The sequence below is a fragment of the Pseudorhodobacter turbinis genome, from assembly GCF_005234135.1.
Classification (GTDB): Bacteria; Pseudomonadota; Alphaproteobacteria; order Rhodobacterales; family Rhodobacteraceae; genus Pseudorhodobacter; species Pseudorhodobacter turbinis.
The window spans coordinates 1,320,792-1,338,585 of the sequence record NZ_CP039965.1 but is presented as its reverse complement, the minus strand read 5'-3'; the positions used below and the strand labels follow the sequence as shown (position 1 = coordinate 1,338,585).

The 17,794-nt window shown below is 59.3% G+C and carries 17 protein-coding genes and 1 pseudogene; 2 read left to right on the top strand and 16 right to left on the bottom strand.

From position 1 onward, the window contains the following. Positions 1-48: 48 nt before the first annotated feature. The 4 genes from EOK75_RS18890 to EOK75_RS18880 form a co-directional block, all read right to left on the bottom strand. Positions 49-768, bottom strand: coding sequence for a DUF1003 domain-containing protein (locus tag EOK75_RS18890; protein WP_137195561.1), 720 nt, complete (start codon positions 766-768; stop codon positions 49-51). Next, a complete protein-coding gene (locus tag EOK75_RS18885) occupies positions 768-1,277 on the bottom strand; it encodes an HdeD family acid-resistance protein (protein ID WP_137195560.1) in 510 nt (169 codons plus the stop codon). The genes EOK75_RS18890 and EOK75_RS18885 overlap by 1 nt, the downstream gene beginning before the upstream one ends. An 18-nt stretch (positions 1,278-1,295) precedes the next feature. Continuing rightward, positions 1,296-1,442 carry a hypothetical protein gene (locus tag EOK75_RS20960; protein WP_168199300.1) on the bottom strand — a complete coding sequence of 49 codons (147 nt, stop codon included), beginning with the start codon at positions 1,440-1,442 and terminating at the stop codon, positions 1,296-1,298. Between the two features lie 823 nt (positions 1,443-2,265). Beyond that, positions 2,266-2,952: an IS6 family transposase gene (locus EOK75_RS18880; protein WP_137195559.1), complete on the bottom strand. Its 687-nt coding sequence runs from the start codon at positions 2,950-2,952 to the stop codon at positions 2,266-2,268. A gap of 43 nt (positions 2,953-2,995) precedes the next feature. On the opposite strand from EOK75_RS18880, the pseudogene EOK75_RS18875 reads away from it, so the two are divergent. Next, positions 2,996-3,139 (top strand): annotated as a pseudogene (locus tag EOK75_RS18875) (aldehyde dehydrogenase family protein); the annotation flags it as partial. Positions 3,140-3,189: 50 nt separating this feature from the next. On the opposite strand, the gene EOK75_RS18870 reads toward EOK75_RS18875, so the two are convergent. From EOK75_RS18870 to EOK75_RS18845, 6 genes are all read right to left on the bottom strand, one after another. Further along, positions 3,190-4,509, bottom strand: coding sequence for an MmgE/PrpD family protein (locus tag EOK75_RS18870; protein ID WP_137195558.1), 1,320 nt, complete (start codon positions 4,507-4,509; stop codon positions 3,190-3,192). 27 nt (positions 4,510-4,536) lie between these two features. Continuing rightward, on the bottom strand, positions 4,537-5,514 hold the full coding sequence (locus EOK75_RS18865; protein WP_137195557.1) for an NAD(P)H-dependent flavin oxidoreductase: 978 nt from the start codon (positions 5,512-5,514) through the stop codon (positions 4,537-4,539). 29 nt (positions 5,515-5,543) lie between these two features. Beyond that, entirely contained in the window at positions 5,544-6,179 is a 636-nt protein-coding gene (locus tag EOK75_RS18860; protein ID WP_137195556.1) for a 3-oxoacid CoA-transferase subunit B, read from the bottom strand. Beyond that, complete coding sequence (locus tag EOK75_RS18855; RefSeq protein WP_137195555.1) at positions 6,176-6,841, bottom strand: 3-oxoacid CoA-transferase subunit A; 666 nt, start codon at positions 6,839-6,841, stop codon at positions 6,176-6,178. The genes EOK75_RS18860 and EOK75_RS18855 overlap by 4 nt, the downstream gene beginning before the upstream one ends. A 9-nt stretch (positions 6,842-6,850) precedes the next feature. Beyond that, the gene (locus tag EOK75_RS18850) at positions 6,851-8,791 is read right to left on the bottom strand and encodes a TRAP transporter permease (protein ID WP_476705438.1); all 1,941 of its coding nucleotides are present in this window, start codon (positions 8,789-8,791) and stop codon (positions 6,851-6,853) included. A gap of 73 nt (positions 8,792-8,864) precedes the next feature. Beyond that, positions 8,865-10,001 carry a TAXI family TRAP transporter solute-binding subunit gene (locus tag EOK75_RS18845; RefSeq protein WP_137195554.1) on the bottom strand — a complete coding sequence of 379 codons (1,137 nt, stop codon included), beginning with the start codon at positions 9,999-10,001 and terminating at the stop codon, positions 8,865-8,867. 183 nt (positions 10,002-10,184) lie between these two features. Here EOK75_RS18845 and EOK75_RS18840 point away from each other — a divergent pair, with 183 nt between their 5' ends. Next, positions 10,185-11,111 (top strand): LysR family transcriptional regulator, encoded by a 927-nt coding sequence (locus EOK75_RS18840; protein ID WP_137195553.1) that lies wholly within the window; start codon positions 10,185-10,187, stop codon positions 11,109-11,111. Here EOK75_RS18840 and EOK75_RS18835 read toward each other — a convergent pair. From EOK75_RS18835 to EOK75_RS18810, 6 genes are read right to left on the bottom strand one after another with little or no spacing between them, the layout of a single operon-like run. Continuing rightward, positions 11,108-12,529 carry a hypothetical protein gene (locus EOK75_RS18835; protein ID WP_137195552.1) on the bottom strand — a complete coding sequence of 474 codons (1,422 nt, stop codon included), beginning with the start codon at positions 12,527-12,529 and terminating at the stop codon, positions 11,108-11,110. The two genes, EOK75_RS18840 and EOK75_RS18835, sit on opposite strands and share 4 nt — an antisense overlap. A 14-nt stretch (positions 12,530-12,543) precedes the next feature. Further along, a complete protein-coding gene (locus EOK75_RS18830; protein ID WP_137195551.1) occupies positions 12,544-13,305 on the bottom strand; it encodes an enoyl-CoA hydratase/isomerase family protein in 762 nt (253 codons plus the stop codon). After that, entirely contained in the window at positions 13,302-14,165 is an 864-nt protein-coding gene (locus tag EOK75_RS18825) for a MaoC/PaaZ C-terminal domain-containing protein (RefSeq protein WP_137195550.1), read from the bottom strand. Before EOK75_RS18825 ends, EOK75_RS18830 begins: the two co-directional genes overlap by 4 nt. Further along, positions 14,155-16,272 carry an acetate--CoA ligase family protein gene (locus EOK75_RS18820; RefSeq protein ID WP_137195549.1) on the bottom strand — a complete coding sequence of 706 codons (2,118 nt, stop codon included), beginning with the start codon at positions 16,270-16,272 and terminating at the stop codon, positions 14,155-14,157. Before EOK75_RS18820 ends, EOK75_RS18825 begins: the two co-directional genes overlap by 11 nt. Next, complete coding sequence (locus EOK75_RS18815) at positions 16,269-17,423, bottom strand: thiolase (RefSeq protein ID WP_137195548.1); 1,155 nt, start codon at positions 17,421-17,423, stop codon at positions 16,269-16,271. The genes EOK75_RS18820 and EOK75_RS18815 overlap by 4 nt, the downstream gene beginning before the upstream one ends. Beyond that, positions 17,420-17,791, bottom strand: coding sequence for a Zn-ribbon domain-containing OB-fold protein (locus tag EOK75_RS18810; RefSeq protein WP_137195547.1), 372 nt, complete (start codon positions 17,789-17,791; stop codon positions 17,420-17,422). Before EOK75_RS18810 ends, EOK75_RS18815 begins: the two co-directional genes overlap by 4 nt. Positions 17,792-17,794 lie beyond the last annotated feature (3 nt).

The window sequence follows — 17,794 nt, the reverse complement described above, 5'->3', positions numbered from 1 at the left end:
GGTATCTTGAAACTGCGATCTGCGACAACCCGCAGTAAAAGTTGCCTTTTATGGGGTGCGGGAGTTGCGGTTTGCGTGGGCTGCATCCTCTAACAGGTCGATTTGGATCTGTTGTAGCTCTGCCAATTTATCCCATTGGTGCGCCATTTGATGATCAATCTTTTCATGCAATTGCCGGATTTCCAGCTCTGCTTTCAGGTTGATGCGATAGTCGTTTTCGGCCCGCAAACGGTCTTTGGTTTCCTGTCGCCGCTGGCTCATCATAATAACGGGGGCCTGAATAGCGGCAAGGCTGGACAGTACAAGGTTCAGCAGTATGAATGGATACGGGTCAAACGGCTTGAACAGCAGCGCGGTGACATTCAGCATCATCCAAATGATCAACACCGCCGAGAAGGACAGGATAAACGTCCAAGAGCCACCAATAGCGGCAACCTTATCAGCGGCGCGTTCACCAAAACTCGATTTCATTTCCAGCGTGACACCCAAATCTTGGGTAATCACTTCGCCTTTTGCCATGCTCTCAATCACTTCGCGATCAAGATCCGATAGTTCGCCCCGCTCGGTTGCCAACATTTGTTCAATGTACTGGGCCCGCATGGCCCGCAGGTCGGTTGTGCAGATCTCAGCGCCAGGGCCCCAAGATGGCACGCTGGCCGCGATTACGGCGTTCAGATTGGGGCGCAGAAGCTCGTATTTCCGAAGGTATTGCGGTTTGAACGCCTTGCCGCAAACAGCGCATTTATGTGTCACTGTGTTATGTGACATCACGCCTTGCCGGAATATCCAAGCGCCAAAAGGGCTGCGCCTGTCGTTAGAAGGTTCAAGCCGAACAGCACGCCGATCACCCAGACCGATGTGCTCGGCCAACCTGCAATGATCAAAACCGCCAGAACCAGCGTTGAAACCGCGCTAAGCAATGTCCAGACCCAGCCCGTGCTTTGATTGCGCAACGCCATCGCGATGGACACCCCAAGCAACCCTTCAACCACGAAGAGCACTGCCAGAATTATGGTCAATGTGCGCGCACCAACGAAGGGTTGAAACACAAAGATTAACCCCAAGAGCAGCGCAAGCCCAGCCGTCACCAGCCCCGCATATCCGACACGTCCCACACTGAAACTGCGCCAGAATAACAAGCCGGAGATACCCGAAAACACCAGTAACCATGCAATCAATTGTTCCAACGCGATTGTCGCGGCCGTGGGCCAAGCCATAGAGCCAATGCCCAACGCTAGAAAGATCCAGCCTAATATGCGCAATTTATCGAAATTCATTATTTGGTCCTGTTCGGTTCAGATTGTAAAAAACGCCAACCGTGCGGGTCGGGCAAAATCTTTGCTCATCTCGCCAGCCTTTGCGCCCATCTTTTCAGATTTCGCCTTGATACGCCACAACTTGAAGCGGAAATCTTTTGCGCTCTGTCTTGGCAGATTTGCCATGCCGCCCCATTCTGCAACGCGCAGTCCAGCTTGCCTATTTTATGCTGCCCACCTGCGGCGTAGCGCGACAAAAGCGTTTTCCGCGCCACATCTAATTGCTGGTCCAAGGCACGCCATGGTTCAGCGGCACTCTGCAGGTCGTCTCGATAATCTGCCTCGCTCGGATTTCCGCTGGCCCAAGTCGTATGGCTTCGCCAAGCGGAGCTCGAAAAGCCATCCCGGGATTCTCGAGCCCTCTCCAATCAGACCCTCAGGACCTTTCGACTGCGGCCTCAGCCCCTTGCCTCGACATGCGCACAGCAAATCCGGACCTGTTTTCGAGTAGACCCGGTATTTGACTTCTGGATTTCGATATCAATCGGTTATCCCATGTTTTCAAGAGGATTAATCGCTTTTGAGCCAATCCATACTGCGAAGTCGACATCGCCGCTTGTGACCGGAATCACCGCAGATCTTAGCCAATTCCCTAATCCGGAACTCGTGCAACCTGCGCCAAGCGCGCTTCGATTATATTGTTTTCCCAAGGCTGACGGCCATTTCCAAAGATAACCCGCCGACATCCTCGAGATGTCCGGCTTTCCCGGATTTACGCAGCTCGAAAACTCATCTCGGGTTTCTCTATACCCTAGAATCCCCCCCACCTCAGGTTTTCAACGGCTTGTTCCTAACCATAGGCCGGAGAGGCACATGGCAATCCTGGGCCCATTTTCGAATGGACCCGGGATTTGACCTCCGGATTTCGATACCACCGGATTACCCCATATTTTTAGGTTGCTGTCGCAAATTTTGTTGGAGTTTGAGTGCGGGCATAGCCTGGGCATACCTATGCTGCGAGCGCAGCAAACTGCTGAAACGCGGTGAGGCCGTTGGCATGGATCTGCCCCTTTCGGGTCATGTGCACGGTCTCGATCGCAGCCAAGGTAGCCTCGGCAGAATGGAAGGCCTTGAAGCCAAGCATTGGGCCCGTGATCCGCTTTACGAAGCGGTGGTCCTGTTCAATAATGTTGTTGAGGTATTTGACCTGCAGGATCTTGATGCTGTTGCCTGAGCCCGTGAACTTCAGGATCACATTGATGCTTTGCAGACCCGCCAGATTGGCGCCGCTCTTGTCGATGACGACACGGTCAGGCACGCCATTTTTGCCAATCGCGCGCTTGAGAAATCGACGGGCTGCCGCCTTGTCGCGACGCTCAGACAGCATGAAATCAAGGGTTTTTCCTGTGTTGTCGACCGCCCGGTAATAATAGGTCCATTTGCCTTTAGCCTTGATGTAGGTTTCGTCCATGCGCCAAGATTTGGCGGTTGGCTTCTTGCGGGACTGCGCTTGTGCCGCCATCAGCGGCGCAAACTTAACCACCCAACGGTTCAAGGTTGCATGGTCAACTTCTGCTCCACGCTCCTCCATGATTCCTTCCAGGTCGCGATAGGAAACTCTATATCGCACATAGAAATAAACCGCGCACAGGATTACGCTTTTAGGATAATGGGCTCCCTTGAAATCAACCGACATCCGATACATCCTGTTGCTTGCTTGTTTGAGAACCATGTCGCAAAATCAGCCAACAAACGAAAGATCGCAAAAGTTTGCGGCAGAACCCCCGGCGGGCGGCATCAAGGATTCAGGCTTTGGCTCCGAAGGCGGACCGGAAGCGATTGAATCCTATGTCTATACCAAATTGGTGACGCAAAAATCCTGATCCAAGCAGTGGCCGACCCCTGCAAAAAGGGGTCGGCCATGTGACGGTGGTCAAGCGCCAATCCGGGCAATGAGATTAGCAAGCCCGTCTTGCTGGTCCAGCCCCGCCACAGTTTCCCACAGGTCCGCAGCCCCTTCTGCCCCCAACAGAGAGCCGGCCTTGTCGCGCAGCCGCCCCTCCAGCACCGCAGGATCATTCTCGGTCAGGATATCATAGCGGGCGGTAACATCCCCCTGCCCCGCCGTGGTGATCGTCACTTCAGAGGCGCTGTCCGCCAAATTGTCATCCGCGATCACCTCTATGCGGTCACGCAGGGCAACCAGATCGGGGCGGGTGCAAACCTCGTCGGTATATGTCCCTAATGCCGCCGTATCGACACCTGCCAGCATCATCGCGGCAGTCAACCGATAGCTGAATTTTGCCTCTAGTCCGGTTGCGGGCGCAGGCTTGTTACAAACAGCAAACCAACGTGGATGGGTGCGGATTGTGATCGCTTGAAGCTCGTTGGGCCGGTTTTCATGCAAAGGTCCATCCCGAAGGGTGCGAACCGCCTCCAGCATCGCATGAAGACCGTGGCAGCAGGCGTGGAATTTATAGGAAATGTTGGGGAACAGCCACGCCTGCCCAAGCCCGTCAAAAACACTTTCATCGGCAGCCCCCGCATGGGTCGGGCCAAAGCCTTGCGCGCCCTCGATTGCATTTTGCGCCGATTGCGCCCCTGCCCGCGCCAGCAAGGCCGATGTGACGCCGACTTCGGCGGCAAATCCGGCATTCAGCGGCTTGCCCATCGTGCCGAACTGGCTTTTCAGCCCGGCGGCGCGGGTGGCCGTCAGGCGGAACCCCTGCGCCATCTGCTCGGCATCAAGGCCCAAAATCCGCCCTGCCGCCGCCATCGCGCCAAATGCGCCCGACGTGCCGGTCTGGTGAAACCCCGCCTCGTAATGCACGCGGCCCAGCCACGCCCCGACACGACAAGCGGTTTCAAGCCCCACGGCCAGCGCCTCCAAAAGGGCTGCGCCATCAACGCCCTCACGCTCGGCCAAGGCAAGGGCCGCGGGTGTCACCGCAACGCTGGGGTGGCCGATATGGCCGAAATGCGTATCGTCATAATCAAGCGCGTGGCTGGTGGCGCCATTGACCAAGGCCGCCGTTGCCGGTGCCGCGCGCCCACCCCGAAACATCGTGGCGCCCGTTTCCATTGCCGCACTGCCCAAGGCCATTTTGCGCGCGGCCTGTGCGACCGGCTCGTCCCCGCCGGCAATGCCGACTGTGGTCCAATCGAACAGCGACAGGCGCACAAAATCACGCATGGCCGCTGTCGGATGGATCGGGCCAGCGGCGAAGTCAGCAAGTTTGCGGGCGAGTGTCATTGGGGGGTCCTTCTTTCGTAAACAAGTCTAATGGTTGGCATCAGTGCAGATCGCGGATTTGGCCGCGTGATATTCGGCCACCATCCGCGCGACCACCTCGGCGGCGGGGCAAAGCCGCTGGGATTGGCCGACGGACTGGCCCGCGCTCCAGACATCTTTCCATGCCTTTGGGCGGCTCTCATCGGTCTTGGCGCGCATTTTTTGGGGGGCGGCTTGTTGTGCGGCGGCAATATCGACGCCTGCGGCTTCCATGCTGGGGATCAGGTAATTGGCGGGGGTGCCGGAAAACATCGGCGTATACATGATCCCGTCAGAGGCAGCGCCAATGATCATTTCCTTATGTGCAAGCGGTGCAATGGATTCCTCGGTGGCGATGAAAACCGTGCCTGCATAGGCGAAATCACAGCCCAAGGCCTGTGCTGCCAGCACCGCACGACCATTCGCAATCGCCCCCGAAAGCGCCAGCGGCCCGTCGTAAAAGGCGCGCACTTCCTCAATCAAGGCAAAGGGGCTTAGCGTGCCCGCATGACCGCCCGCGCCGGTGGCCACAAGGATCAACCCGTCAACACCGGCTGAAACTGCGCGGCGGGCGTGGCGTGCCTTGACAACATCGTGGAACACCAATCCGCCATAGCCATGCACGGCCTCGACCACCTTATCGGGCGCCGAAAGCGAGGTGATCACCAGCGGCACCTTATGGCGCACCAGTGTCGCAAGATCTTCATCCAGACGTTCGTTATAATCATTCACGATCAGGTTAACGCCGTAGGCCGCCGGGGTTTGCCCCGTGGTCAGGCGGTGCGCCTCCAGCCGCGTCTCGATCTGCACCAGCCAGTTTTCCAGCTCTGCTGCGGGCCTTGCGTTTAGGGCGGGAAACGTGCCGATAATCCCCGCGCAGCATTGCGCCACCACAAGGTCCACCCCTGATGCCAGAAACATCGGCGCGCCGATCAGGGGCAGTTTCAATCCGGTCTTCAAAACCTCAGTGGGGCTTTGTTTCATCATATCTCTACCTATTTTCAAACGCTGCTTTTTCAGGTCAGGATCGTGGCTTCGGTCAGGGCTTGCACCTCGGCAAAGCTGTTGCCCGGCGCAAGTTCAACCAAGCGGAAGCCCTCTGGCGTGACATCCAGCACGGCAAGATCGGTATAGACGCGGTTGACCACGGCCAGTCCGGTTAGCGGAAAGGTGCAGTTTTTCAAAAGCTTAGGGCTGCCATCTTTGTTCACATGCCGCATCATCACCAAAATCGTCGGCACACCGACCACCAGATCCATCGCACCGCCAACCGCGGGGGAGTATTTCTCATCCAACGTGGCCCAATTTGCCAGATCACCGTTTTGGGCAACCTGATAGGCGCCCAGAACCGCGATATCGATATGCCCGCCGCGCATCATCGCAAAACTATCCGTTTGATCGAAATACGCCGCACCCGGCGCAGGGGTGACATAGCGCTTGCTGGCATCGATCAGCTCCAGATCCTCCATGCCTTTGGGGGGGACGGGACCGACGCCCAGCAGGCCGTTTTCGGAATGGTAAAGCACCTCGCGCCCTTCGGGCAGATGCTCGGAAACATGCGTCGGCTTGCCGATCCCTAGGTTGACATAGGACCCGTCAGGGATATCGCGTGCAACCCGTGCCGCCAACTCGCTATCGCTTAATGATTTCATGGTCGCACCCCGTATTCCACAACGCTTTTGACAAAGATCCCCGCTGTAATCACCGTTTCGGGTTCAAGCGGTTCTGATGCCAGTTGCCGGACCTCTGCGATGGTGTGACGTGCGCCCATTGCCATCACCGGATTAAAATTACGGGCCGTGGCGTGATAGTTGAGGTTGCCGTAACGGTCGCCCCGTTCGGCGCGGACCAAGGCGAAATCGGCATGAAGGGGGCTTTCCAGCACATAACCGCGGCCATCGATGACGCGGGTTTCTTTGCCCTCGGCAAGGCGGGTGCCATAGGCGGTCGGGGTCAGGAAACCGCCAAGCCCGGCCCCTGCGGCGCGGATACGTTCGGCCAAGGTGCCTTGCGGGACCACCTCCAGCTCCACCTCGCCGGCCTCATAGCGGCGCTCGAACCAGATCGATCCGGGCGAGCGGGGGTAAGAACAGATGACCTTCGCCACCCGCCCCGCCTTGAGCAGCGTGGCAATACCGGTATCGCCCGCACCCGCATTGTTGGAAATGATCGTAAGGCCGGTTGTGCCCTGCGCGCAAAGCGCATCGATCAGCCCGAAAGGAATACCCGACGATCCGAACCCGCCAATCATGATCGATGCGCCATCGGTGATCGGCGCGACCGCGCGCGCCAGATCGGCTACTGTTTTATCCATAGAAGTGCCTCAAGCTTTCACGGCAGGGTGTCGCCGCACAAATTTCAAATTGATCCCGATGACCGCAACAAGGATCACCCCGCCAAGCAGGCTGGTTGGCAAATCGGGGAACAAGATCAAGACCCCCCCGATTGCCACGGCGATCCGGCTGACAGGGCCGATCAGCCCGACTTTGTAGATCCAGCTTTCAAACGCCGAGGTGATCGCCCAAATCGCAATCAGGGTTAGGCCGACGCGTTCGATGATCTGAAGGGCGGTGCCTTCCATGATCAGCGCCGGATCATAAACGAAGATGAACGGCAGAACGAAAAGCGGCATCCCCAGGCGCATCGCGTAAAAGCCGGTCTGCATCGGGCGTGATCCGGCCACACTAGCGGCGGTAATCGCAGCCAACGCCACCGGCGGCGTGATATAGGACAGCATCCCCCAGTACAGGATGAACAGGTGGCTTGCGATCGGATGCAGACCGGCCTGCACCAATGCCGGCGCCAGCAGGATCGACAAAAAGATATAGCAGGCCGTCACGGTCATCCCCATACCAAGCACAAAGCTTGTCACCGCCCCTGCAATCAACATCAGCGCGGTGTTGCCATCTGCATAGAGCAGCAATTCGCGCGAAAATGCCCCCGCAACGCCGGTATAGGACAGCCCGCCAACGACAAGCCCGATCCCCGCCAGCACCGCCACAAGGCCCGCGATGTTGCGCGAGGTGTCCTGAACCAGCTCTATGGCACGGTTCACCGTTAGGCGGGTTTCCTTGCGAAAAGCGGTCGCGACCAGCATCACCACCGAGGCGTAATAGGGCGCGCGCGCCTCCATCCGCATGATCATCAATACATAGATCAGCACCGCGAGGCTGAGCAGATAGGGCCAGCCGGATTTCAGAACCGGCCAAATGGGCGGGATCTCGTCGCGGGGAAGACCTGCGAGGCCGCGGCGTGCGGCATACATATCAACCTGAAACAGCAGCGCGACATAGAACAGGATCGCCGGAATAAGCGCTGCAATCACGATGCTTGAATATTGGACGCCCAAAAAGGACGCCATCACAAAGGCAACCGTGCCCATCACCGGCGGCATCAAGGTGGCCCCGGTTGAGGCGCAGGCCTCAACGGCGGCGGCGTAATGCGCAGGGTATCCCACACGCCGCATCGTCGGGATGGAAAACGGCCCCGAGGTCAGGATGTTGGAAATCACGCTGCCCGAAAGCGACCCGAGGATGCCTGAGCCAAGCACGGCAACCTTGGCCGGTCCGCCACGCGTGTGGCCCAAAAGCGCCGAGGCCAGCTCCATGAAAAAGTCGCTGCCTTTGGTGATGACCAGAACCGAGCCGAAAACAACAAAGCCGATGACCAGCTCGGCCACAACCTGCATCGGAATCCCGATTACCGATTCCACACCCAGAACATGCGCGCGAACCGTCCCGATCAGGGAGTATTCCGTCCCCCACAAAAAGCCGGGCATGCTATCGGCCCAAAGCGGGTAAGAGCCGAACAAAAGCGCGGTAAACAGCAAGACCGTCCCGCCCGCACGCCGCACCCCTTCAAGCACAAGAAACAGCAAGACCGAGGCCATGATATCGCCCATTAACGGCGCATCATATTCCCAACCCCGCTGAAGAATCTCAAGTCCGTGATAGCCAAGCCAGCCCGCGCTGATCAAAGCCGCGATAGCCAATACAGGATTGAGCCAGAACAACCGTTCCGGATGGGTGCTGCTGAAAGGTAACGTCAGAAAGGCAATGGCCAGAAAAATCCCGATCAGATAATAGAGATAGGCATTGCCCAAGGGTTGAAACCCGAAAATACCCAATAGAAACTGTTGGTTAATCGCCATGGTCACGCCAAGCACGCCCAGAATCATGGTGATAATCACCATGATCCGTTGCCTTGGGCGCGGGGCTTGTACCGGGGTGGTCGCGTCGAAGGCGGGGTCTTTTGTCGAAGCCATAATCTTATCCTGACGTTGCATAGAATACCCCCGGCGCAGCATGGCACGCCGGGGGAAGTGGGAAGCTCTGCGATCAGTTCAGAGTTGCGATGACTTCGGCACGATGTGCCATCCAGGCATCCGCATAGGCTTCACCCGTCAGGTCTGCATTCGCTGCTTTGAACTCTGCCCAAGCGGCAACCATAGTATCCAGCCGCGCGGTGCGTTTCTGGTTCCAGGCATCGTCCTCGGCGGTCCAGATGCCCTTTTCCTTCAAATAACGGATGGCCCCTTCGTGGAACGGCAGATCAATTGCAGGCTTGCCGGATTTCTCAAGCGTCCAGCGTTTCATCGTCGCGGTGCCGTCTTTGTAAAGGTCATAGGTTTCGTCAAGCGCCTTGATGAAGGCGTAAACCTCATCTGCGGATTTCTCGGCGGTGGTGGTGATGACCGGATAGCGATAGGCCGCCATCTTGGCGATTTCACCCTCGGGCAAACCGGCGGCGACATCCTCTTCGGAGGGGCTCATGATTGGCAGAACCTTCAGCAATCCGGCCCAGCCTTCGGCGTTATCGGCCTCAAGCGGGACATAGAAAATGCCGCGCGGGCTTTCGGCAAGCTCATAAAGCTGGCTGGTGGTTGGGGTGGTGCAGGTCCCATCGGATTCGTTGCGCGTCATGGACGCCATCGCCGAGGCATATGTCGGGAAGGTAATCACCTCCACATCATCCAGCGTCAGGCCTCCAAACGCGAGGATCGCCTCGCATTTGACATTTACCGACGGATTGCCCGCCACGAAGGCGATACGTTTACCGCGTGCATCGGCAACGGTTCGGATGCCCGCATCCGCAGCCGTGATCAGGGTGATGCCCGCCGGACGCCCGGCCACGGCGCGCAGATTTGTGGGACCCCAGTCTGGCATGGCGAAATCATAGGCGCCGTCGGACACAAAGAAAGCTTCGGTCGCAAGGAACGCATAATCGGCGCGGCCTTGCAGCAGCGGTTGCAAACGGCCAATGCCACTGCCCGAAGGCTGGATGCGGATACGGGTGCCGAACTTTTTGCCAAAGGCATCCGCGATGGCCGAGGCCTCTGCATAGCCGGCAGAGCCGACGTCATAGGATGTCCAAACCATCGTGTCCGGCATTTCTTGTGCGAAGGTGGCTGGTGCCAGCATCGATGCCGCGAGAAAGCCGGTTGCGGCCAATCCGAGTCGGAGCGTCGTTTTCATTCTATTATCCCTGTTGATATTCAAACAGATTGCCTGATTAATCCCACATCGATTTTTTATCTGGCGCAAACTTTTGCGGTCGCGCGATGGGTGGCAATGTGTTTCTCCCAATATGACCATGAATGGCTGGTGGTCATGTTTCAAATGCATTATTGATATAACAGAAATACATATGAGGCATGAGTGGATTTCCGCCAGCTCCGAAACTTTATTCAGGTCGTTGAACTCAGTAGCATTACTGCGGCTGCGGACCATTTGAACATCGCCCAACCCGCCCTAAGCCGACAGGTTAAAGCATTGGAAGAAGAGCTAAATGTCGCGTTGCTGCGCAGGCATGGGCGCGGGGTTATGCCCACCGAAGAAGGCATCCGGCTGGCCCGCAGGGCAAAGACGATCCTGGAGGATATGCAGGATCTGGCAAATGATATTTCGGGGCATCGCGCGCCGCTTTCGGGGATGGTCAGGCTGGGCCTGCCACCGACGGTCTCGGAAATCCTTGCCACCCATCTAATAGAGCGGGTGATGCAGCTTTATCCGAACGTCAAACTGCGGATTATTTCCGGTTTCAGCGGCCACGTGCAAGATTGGCTCCAACGCGGAAAAATCGATTTGGGGGTTGCCTATGAAGGCCAGAAATCCAGCCTGATCAAAGCGCAGCCTATTATCATTGAAAAACTGTTCTTCATTCAGTCAGCCGCGACTGCGGGCGCGCAACACGGGGTTCCGATTGACGCAGAGGCAGCCTTGCAGCAACCGCTGATATTGCCCAACCCCGAGCATGGCTTGCGCGAACGTATTGAGGGTATCGCGGCCCGTGAAGGCCTGACGCTGGATGTTGTTCTGGATGTGGATATTTTGACAACCATGCTGGCCTTCGTGGAGCGCGGGCTTGGCGGTACGATCCTACCCCTCGTCAGCGTGCTCCAGCAGGTGCGCGCCGGCAAGTTGATCGCACGCCCCATCCAGCACAACCCGATCGACCGGACTTTGGTTTTGATGTCGCCGCTTAATCGGCCAAGTTCCCGCCTGACCACCAGCATCGCGGAGTTCATCACCGCCGAGGTGCATAAGATGGTCGCCGCGGGCGAATGGCCCGGGACGACCCTTTAGATCATACCCGAAAGCATCAGCCCGGCCAAGAAAACCAGCCAAACCAGCAGAACTGAAATGCAATAGCGTCCGTTCCACACAGGGCCGATTTGCTCTGGCCGTCGTCCGATGATCGCCGAGGTAATCGCCAGCGTGGAGATGAAAGGCGAAAGCCCGATCACCGCTGCCCAGCCGCCGGTGATGGCAAGGGCAATGGCAGTATTGCTGAGGCCGGGCATGGCCAGTTGTGCCGCAATTGCGCCCAAAATCGATGCGGAAATGATCGGGTTCACCCCGACCATCGCCAGCGCAAAGACCGAAAGCGAAAGCCCAAGCGCATAAGACACCGGCGAAAGCCCCCAGTGAATGATCGTTTCGCGCAGCGCCTCCGTCGGGATCAGCGCCAAGAAAACAACCGCCAAAAAGCCTGCCGAGGCAAAAACGCCAACCTCTGGCCCCATATTTGACAGTCGCAACCAGCTTGCACGGGCCGCCTCGCCAACGCCGCCCATCGCCCCCTTCGGGTCGCGCCGCGTGGCAGCAGCGGCCCAAAGCACCGCATAGCATGGCACGATCACGATCAGCGCTTGTTGGAAACTAAGCGGCGTCACCGCATGACTGATAAAGACCGCAGCCCCAAGTATCAGCACATGGCCAAGCAGCAAAACCGCCCCCATCCAGCTGCGCGGCGGCGGGCTGGGGGTCTGCAAGCCAAGATTGCGAAACTGGCGCCCCTCATGGCGGTCCAAAGCCCAGCCGATCGCCATGAGCACAAAGGACATCGCAAGGCCGATGGGCCCGAATTGCACATAAGAAATCCCCGGCACCGCAATCAAAATGGCGTTGGTGGCAAAACCGAAAGGCGACCAGAGCGAAATCAACGAGAACCCTCGGATCACGGCAAGCGTCATGCGGCGCACACGGGCCTCTTTTACCTCGGGCGGTATGTTGCTGGCGGCGTCCCGGTCCATCGATTGCTTGGCGATATCCAGCAAAAGCGCAAGCCCGCCAAAGTTGATCAACACCCCAAAGAGGTGCCCGCCAAAGGTCATTGCCAAATAACGGCGCGAGGCGGGTTGATTGGTCACAAACTCCCCCGCTTGCCGTACCTCGGGGGCCAGTGCCGCAGCGGATCGCAACGTGCCCAGCATCGCGATCAGGGCCGCCAGAAACAGCATCCGGTCGACGGCGTGCCACAAAACATCAGCGGCAACATGCGTTACCATCGCGGCCACCGCCGCACATAGCGACATCAAAACCGGCACCCATGTGCCAAAGCGGAACTGCCTGCACGAGAGCGCCAGAAACCCCAAAAGCATCCCCACCCCAAGGGAGGTAACCACCTGTGATGGCACAAAAATCAGCACCAGCGCCGAGGTCATGACCCCCAGCAACAAGGCGCGCTGTAACGTAACCAGACGGGCGGTGGTGGAGGGCATTTGCCCTCCTTGGTTCAGCATCCGCGAAACTGCGGAGGTCTTTTCTCCGCAAAGGCGGCGCGCCCTTCGGCGGAATCCGCACTATTAAGCAAGGCCGGCTGGATCGATTGCTCATAATCCAGCGCCGCCGCCACATCGCGCGCGAACCAATCCACGATGAACTGCCGTGGCAAAGGCGCGCCCTTGGCCTCTTCCAGCGCGATCTCACAGGCGCGGCGCAGCACATCGCCAGCATCGGCAAGCTCATCCACCGCGCCCAAGGTCAAGGCCTCGGAGGCATCGACAACGCGGTTGGTCAGCAGCAACCGACGGGTTTGTGCGGCCCCAATCCGCGCGGGCATGGTTGCCAAAACGCCCATATCCGGGATCAGACCGATTTTGGTAAAGCTGGCCACAAAGCGGGATTCTTTGGACGCAACGATGGTCGGGCAGGCCAGCGCCAAGGCAAAACCGCCGCCTGCTGCCCAACCCTCGATCGCGGCAACCAACGGCTTGGAAAACCGCGTCATCCGCATCACCAAGTCCTTGATCCGCGAGAACCGCTCACGGTGCTCGGATACGCTACGCTCCCCTTGATCGCGAATATCGCCACCGGCAGAAAAGTTCCCGCCAGCCCCCGTTATGACAACGGCGCGCACGGCGTCATCCCCCTCGGCCTGCGACAATGCGGCGATTAGCCCTGCCCGTGCGGTATGGCCAATCGGATTGCGTCGCGCGGGTTCGTTCATGGTGATAATGCAAAGCCCGTCCGGCCGAAGGTCAACATCAATGCTCATAAAGCCTCCTTATGCTTGAAAATGCCATTGCCCATGACGATCACGTCTCGTTCAACGGCGCGGGTGCGGAATGACCCGTCTGCCCAAATCTCTGTCCGTAATGTTTCACCCGGGAACACATGCGCCGTAAAGCGCAAATCCATCGTACCGAACCAGTCTGCATCATAATCACACAGCACCGCAAGCAAGGCATGGGCAGCGCAGCCAAAGCTGCAAAGCCCGTGCAGAATGGGCCGTTCAAACCCGGCCTTGGCGGCCACGCGCGGGTCCAGATGCAGCGGGTTCGGATCGGCATTCCAACGGTAGGCCAGCGCCTGTTCCGGCCGCGTGGGGGTGTCGAACACATGGTCCGGCGCCGTATCGGGCAGTTGATGCGGCTTTTTGACCGGTCCCGTTGGCCCGCCAAACCCGCCATCAGCCCGCAGGAAGGTGGTGTTGCGGCAGGTTGCAAGATGCACGCCGGTTTCCGCGTCATGCAGTTGCTTTTCACTGTAAAGCAACGCGCCCCTACCCTCTCCCTTATCAATCAGGCCAGTCACGCGGGTTTTGCCCCGGATCTTGCCCTCCATCGGGATGGGGTTGTGCAGGGTCATGCCTTGTTCGCCATGCACCAGTTTGACGGCATTGACGCCGGTTTCGGGATTGCCAAGCCAGAACCCGGGATGCCCCAGCACATTGGCAATGGCCGGCATCACCCGGCGATCATCGGCAAGCGCATCGACATAGGCAAGCTGGCGCAGGTCCATCGAGTCCTGTCCCATGCCAACGGTCAAGCCATAGCGCGCGACCTCCATCGGGCCATAGCTCTGTTGCACTTCGGGGATATCGAAGTTCAGCAAGGTTTCATAATCAATGGCCATCGGCAGCCCCCTCTTGTGCAATTTCAATCACCGCATCCAGCGCATAGGCGCCCTGCCCCTCTGGCATCGCCAGCACAGGGTTAAGGTCAATCGAGGTCAGCCCCTCGCCCGCCCCCGCCGCAAAGATCGACAGTTTGGACAGCATCTGCGCCAGCGCGTCGATATCCGAAGGCTGCGTGCCCCGTGCGCCCTGCAAGATTGCCGCACTGCGGATCGACAGGATCATCTCACGCGCGGTATCGACCCCAAAAGGACAGGCGCGCACCGCAACATCATTGAGCAACTCGACAAAGATCCCGCCAAGGCCGAACACGGCAATCGGCCCGAAGGTCGGATCACGGTTGATCCCCATCAGGCATTCCACCCCGCCCGAAAGCTGTTTGGCCACCAGCATCCCCGTCACCGAGGCCTTGGGCGCATGTTCGCCAACTGCGGCCATGATCCCGGCATAGGCGGCGCGCACCGCATCTGCGTCCTGCAGGTTCAGCTTGACCGCGCCGATATCGGATTTGTGCAAAATATCCGGCGAGAGGATCTTCATCACCACCGGATAGCCAAAGCCCTCGGCCGCGTTTACCGCCTGATCGGCATCCGTTACCGCCTGTTCGGGCGCAGCCATAATTCCCGCCTTGGCCAGAATGGTCTTGGCCGTCGCCTCATCGGGGTTACTCGCCGGAAGGGTGACCGGTGTCACGGCGGGCAAATCGGCAGTCACGCGGTTCTGCATCGATTGGCCCAACCGCAAGACCGCATCCAGCGCCCGCACCGCACGACAAGGATCGTTGAACACAAGGATCCCCGCATCGTCATAGTGCTGCAAGACCTCCGGGTCGCCAAGCGCACAAAAGGCGATGATCCGGTCGGGATATTCGGCGCGCAGCGGGGCGATGGCATCAAGGATCACTTGCGACATCGCGCGGCTTCCCGCCACATAGGTCAGGAAACACATCACCGCGCCGTAACCGCCATCCTCCAGCGCGGCACGGGTGAATTTTTCCAACAAGGACGGATCGTTAAGCGCCTGCGCCGTGCAATCGAGCGGGTTGGCCGGCGAGGCATAGGGCAGCACCGCGCGCAGGGCCTCTTGGGCCGCATCGGGCATGGCGGGCATCGGCAGGCCGACGCGCTCTGCCTCATCGCTGGCCACAATCCCCGCACCGCCACTGACGGTAATCACGCCAAAGGAATGCTGTTTCGGGAACACCTTTTTAGAGGCGGCATAGGCGATATCCATCATCGATTCCGGATCGCGCAGCATAATCGCGCCATGATCGGTCAGCACCGCATCCGCTACCACCGCATCCCCCGTCAAGGACGCCGTATGTGAGGCCGCAGCCCGCGCCCCCACCGCAGAGCGCCCCGATTTCAGCGCCAGAACCGGCTTGCCCGCCGCCCGCGCCGCATCCAGCGCGGCCAAGAGCGCAGGCGCATCATTCACCGCCTCCATATAGGTGCAGATCACATCAATCGTATCGCTTTGCGCCATCCAGCCAATTGCATCGGCCACGGTGATATCGGACTCATTTCCGGTGGTGATCAGGACCGAACAGCCGATCCCGCGATCACGTGCCAGCGCGCCCAGATGTGCGCCAAAGGCCCCCGACTGGCTGGCAATGCCGACATTGCCGGACTTGGGAAATCCGGTATCCAGCGACGAGGAAAACGTGCCGTAATACCCGATATCCACGTTATAAACGCCCAACGTATTGGGACCAAGCAAGCGCATCCCGTGCTGTTTGGCCAGTTCTTCAAGCACGTGCTGCGCGGCCAGACCTTCGGCCCCCACCTCGGCAAAGCCAGCCGAGAAAAGCGTCGCGGCACGGCAGCCCATCCGTCCAAGCGCCTCAATCGTTCCGGGCACCAGCTTGGCCGGAACCGCGATCAGCGCGGCATCCGGCACCTCGGGCAGGTCCTGAACGCTGGCATAGCAAGGCAGGCCCTGCACCATGTCGCGTTTGGGATTAACCGGCAAAATCCGGCCCTTATATCCCGCCTTGAGCATCGCCGCGATGGGCCGCCCTCCGATCCGCGTCACATCATCGGAAGCCCCGATGATTGCGACCGACCGCGGGGCGATCAAGCCATCAATATCAGAAAAGCCGCTCATAATGTGGCCTCCGACCCAAGGATCGCCGTGCATTGGCTGGAAAGCGTGCCGCCATTGCCGTGACACAGCGCAAGGTCGCAGCCGTCGATCTGGCGCGCGCCCGCCTGACCACGGATCTGGGCCACGGCCTCGGCGATAAGGAACAGCCCGTACATCCCCGGATGCACACAAGACAGCCCGCCCCCGTTAGTATTGACCGCCAGCTCTCCGCCCGGCGCGATCCGCCCGTCCGCGACAAAGCGACCGCCCTCCCCTTTGGGGCAAAAGCCAAGATCCTCAAGGAACAGGATCGTGTTGATCGTGAAGGCATCATAGAGCATCACCAGATCCAGCTCTTTGCGCGACACACCGGCCATTTCCAGCGCGCGTGCGCCACTGTCGACGGCGGCGGTGGTGGTCAGGTCGGGCATCGCCACGATGGAGCGGTGGTAATTGGCTGCGCCCGCCCCAAGGAAATAGACCGGCTTGGCCGCCAGATCCTTGGCCCGATCCGCGCGGACCAGAACGCAGGCCGCAGCCCCATCGGTCACAAGACAGCAATCGGATTTGCTCAGCGGGTCCGAGATCATCCGCGCCGAAAGCACCTCATCCTTGGTCAGAGGGCCACGGGCAAAAGCCTCGGGGTTGAGGTTCGCCCAGCCCCGCGCCGCAAGGGCGACATCGGCCAGATTTTCGCGCGTGGTCCCGTACTGGGCCATATGGCGGCTGGTGGCCAAAGCATAGGCGGTGATCGGGTGGCGCGGCTTGTAGGGGGTTTCGTGCCACTGTGGCTCGCTCATGGACACAAGTGCCCCGCCTGCCGTGCGCTGGTTCGAGCCATAGCAGACCAGCGCCACGTCACACAGACCGGCCTCCAGCGCCATCGTCGCCTGCAGCAAATGCAGCTCAAAGCTGGAACCGCCGACATTGGTGCCGTCGAAATACCGTGGCTTCAGGCCCAGATATTCAACCACGCTCATGGTGGGAAATGCGTGGCTGCTGGTCGCGGCAAAAACCGCATCAATGTCTTGCATCTTGAGCCCGGCATCGGCCACGGCCGCAACCGCCGCCTGACCCAACAGCTCCATCGCGGAAAATCCCGGCGCTTCGCCGATACCCGCCGTTGCCATGCCGACGATTGCACTTTTACCTCTCATCGATTGATCCTTCATCCCGCATCCTCCATCAGATCAAAGACGACGCGCGGGCCGTCCTCTGCCGCTTCAATCCGTGCCTTTACCCGTGCGCCGATCGGGGCTGTTTCAACGGATGGCAGCGTCGACATCATGCGCACGCCCTCATCCAGCTCGATCAGGGCCACATTCCATGACCCGCTGCGCGCACGGTTCACCGTGATCGCATAGACCGTGCCGGTCCCCTTGGCGGGCACCCATTCCAGATCGGTCGCCCCCGTGGGCGTCACCACCCGCGGCCAGAACACATATTCACCGGTGCTCTTGGCGTGCTGGATCATAAAGCGGCCCGCCTCCAGATGGGCCAGAAAGGCCGCCTGCGGCCCGAGATTTTCAATAGATGTCATGTT

Bases quoted from the DNA above. Each gene is read 5' to 3' on its own strand.
- EOK75_RS18890 (WP_137195561.1), bottom strand. From the start codon at position 768: ATGTCACATAACACAGTGACACATAAATGCGCTGTTTGCGGCAAGGCG.
- EOK75_RS18885 (WP_137195560.1), bottom strand. From the start codon at position 1,277: ATGAATTTCGATAAATTGCGCATATTAGGCTGGATCTTTCTAGCGTTG.
- EOK75_RS20960 (WP_168199300.1), bottom strand. From the start codon at position 1,442: ATGGCAAATCTGCCAAGACAGAGCGCAAAAGATTTCCGCTTCAAGTTG.
- EOK75_RS18880 (WP_137195559.1), bottom strand. From the start codon at position 2,952: ATGTCGGTTGATTTCAAGGGAGCCCATTATCCTAAAAGCGTAATCCTG.
- EOK75_RS18870 (WP_137195558.1), bottom strand. From the start codon at position 4,509: ATGACACTCGCCCGCAAACTTGCTGACTTCGCCGCTGGCCCGATCCAT.
- EOK75_RS18865 (WP_137195557.1), bottom strand. From the start codon at position 5,514: ATGATGAAACAAAGCCCCACTGAGGTTTTGAAGACCGGATTGAAACTG.
- EOK75_RS18860 (WP_137195556.1), bottom strand. From the start codon at position 6,179: ATGAAATCATTAAGCGATAGCGAGTTGGCGGCACGGGTTGCACGCGAT.
- EOK75_RS18855 (WP_137195555.1), bottom strand. From the start codon at position 6,841: ATGGATAAAACAGTAGCCGATCTGGCGCGCGCGGTCGCGCCGATCACC.
- EOK75_RS18850 (WP_476705438.1), bottom strand. From the start codon at position 8,791: ATGGCTTCGACAAAAGACCCCGCCTTCGACGCGACCACCCCGGTACAA.
- EOK75_RS18845 (WP_137195554.1), bottom strand. From the start codon at position 10,001: ATGAAAACGACGCTCCGACTCGGATTGGCCGCAACCGGCTTTCTCGCG.
- EOK75_RS18835 (WP_137195552.1), bottom strand. From the start codon at position 12,529: ATGCCCTCCACCACCGCCCGTCTGGTTACGTTACAGCGCGCCTTGTTG.
- EOK75_RS18830 (WP_137195551.1), bottom strand. From the start codon at position 13,305: ATGAGCATTGATGTTGACCTTCGGCCGGACGGGCTTTGCATTATCACC.
- EOK75_RS18825 (WP_137195550.1), bottom strand. From the start codon at position 14,165: ATGGCCATTGATTATGAAACCTTGCTGAACTTCGATATCCCCGAAGTG.
- EOK75_RS18820 (WP_137195549.1), bottom strand. From the start codon at position 16,272: ATGAGCGGCTTTTCTGATATTGATGGCTTGATCGCCCCGCGGTCGGTC.
- EOK75_RS18815 (WP_137195548.1), bottom strand. From the start codon at position 17,423: ATGAAGGATCAATCGATGAGAGGTAAAAGTGCAATCGTCGGCATGGCA.
- EOK75_RS18810 (WP_137195547.1), bottom strand. From the start codon at position 17,791: ATGACATCTATTGAAAATCTCGGGCCGCAGGCGGCCTTTCTGGCCCAT.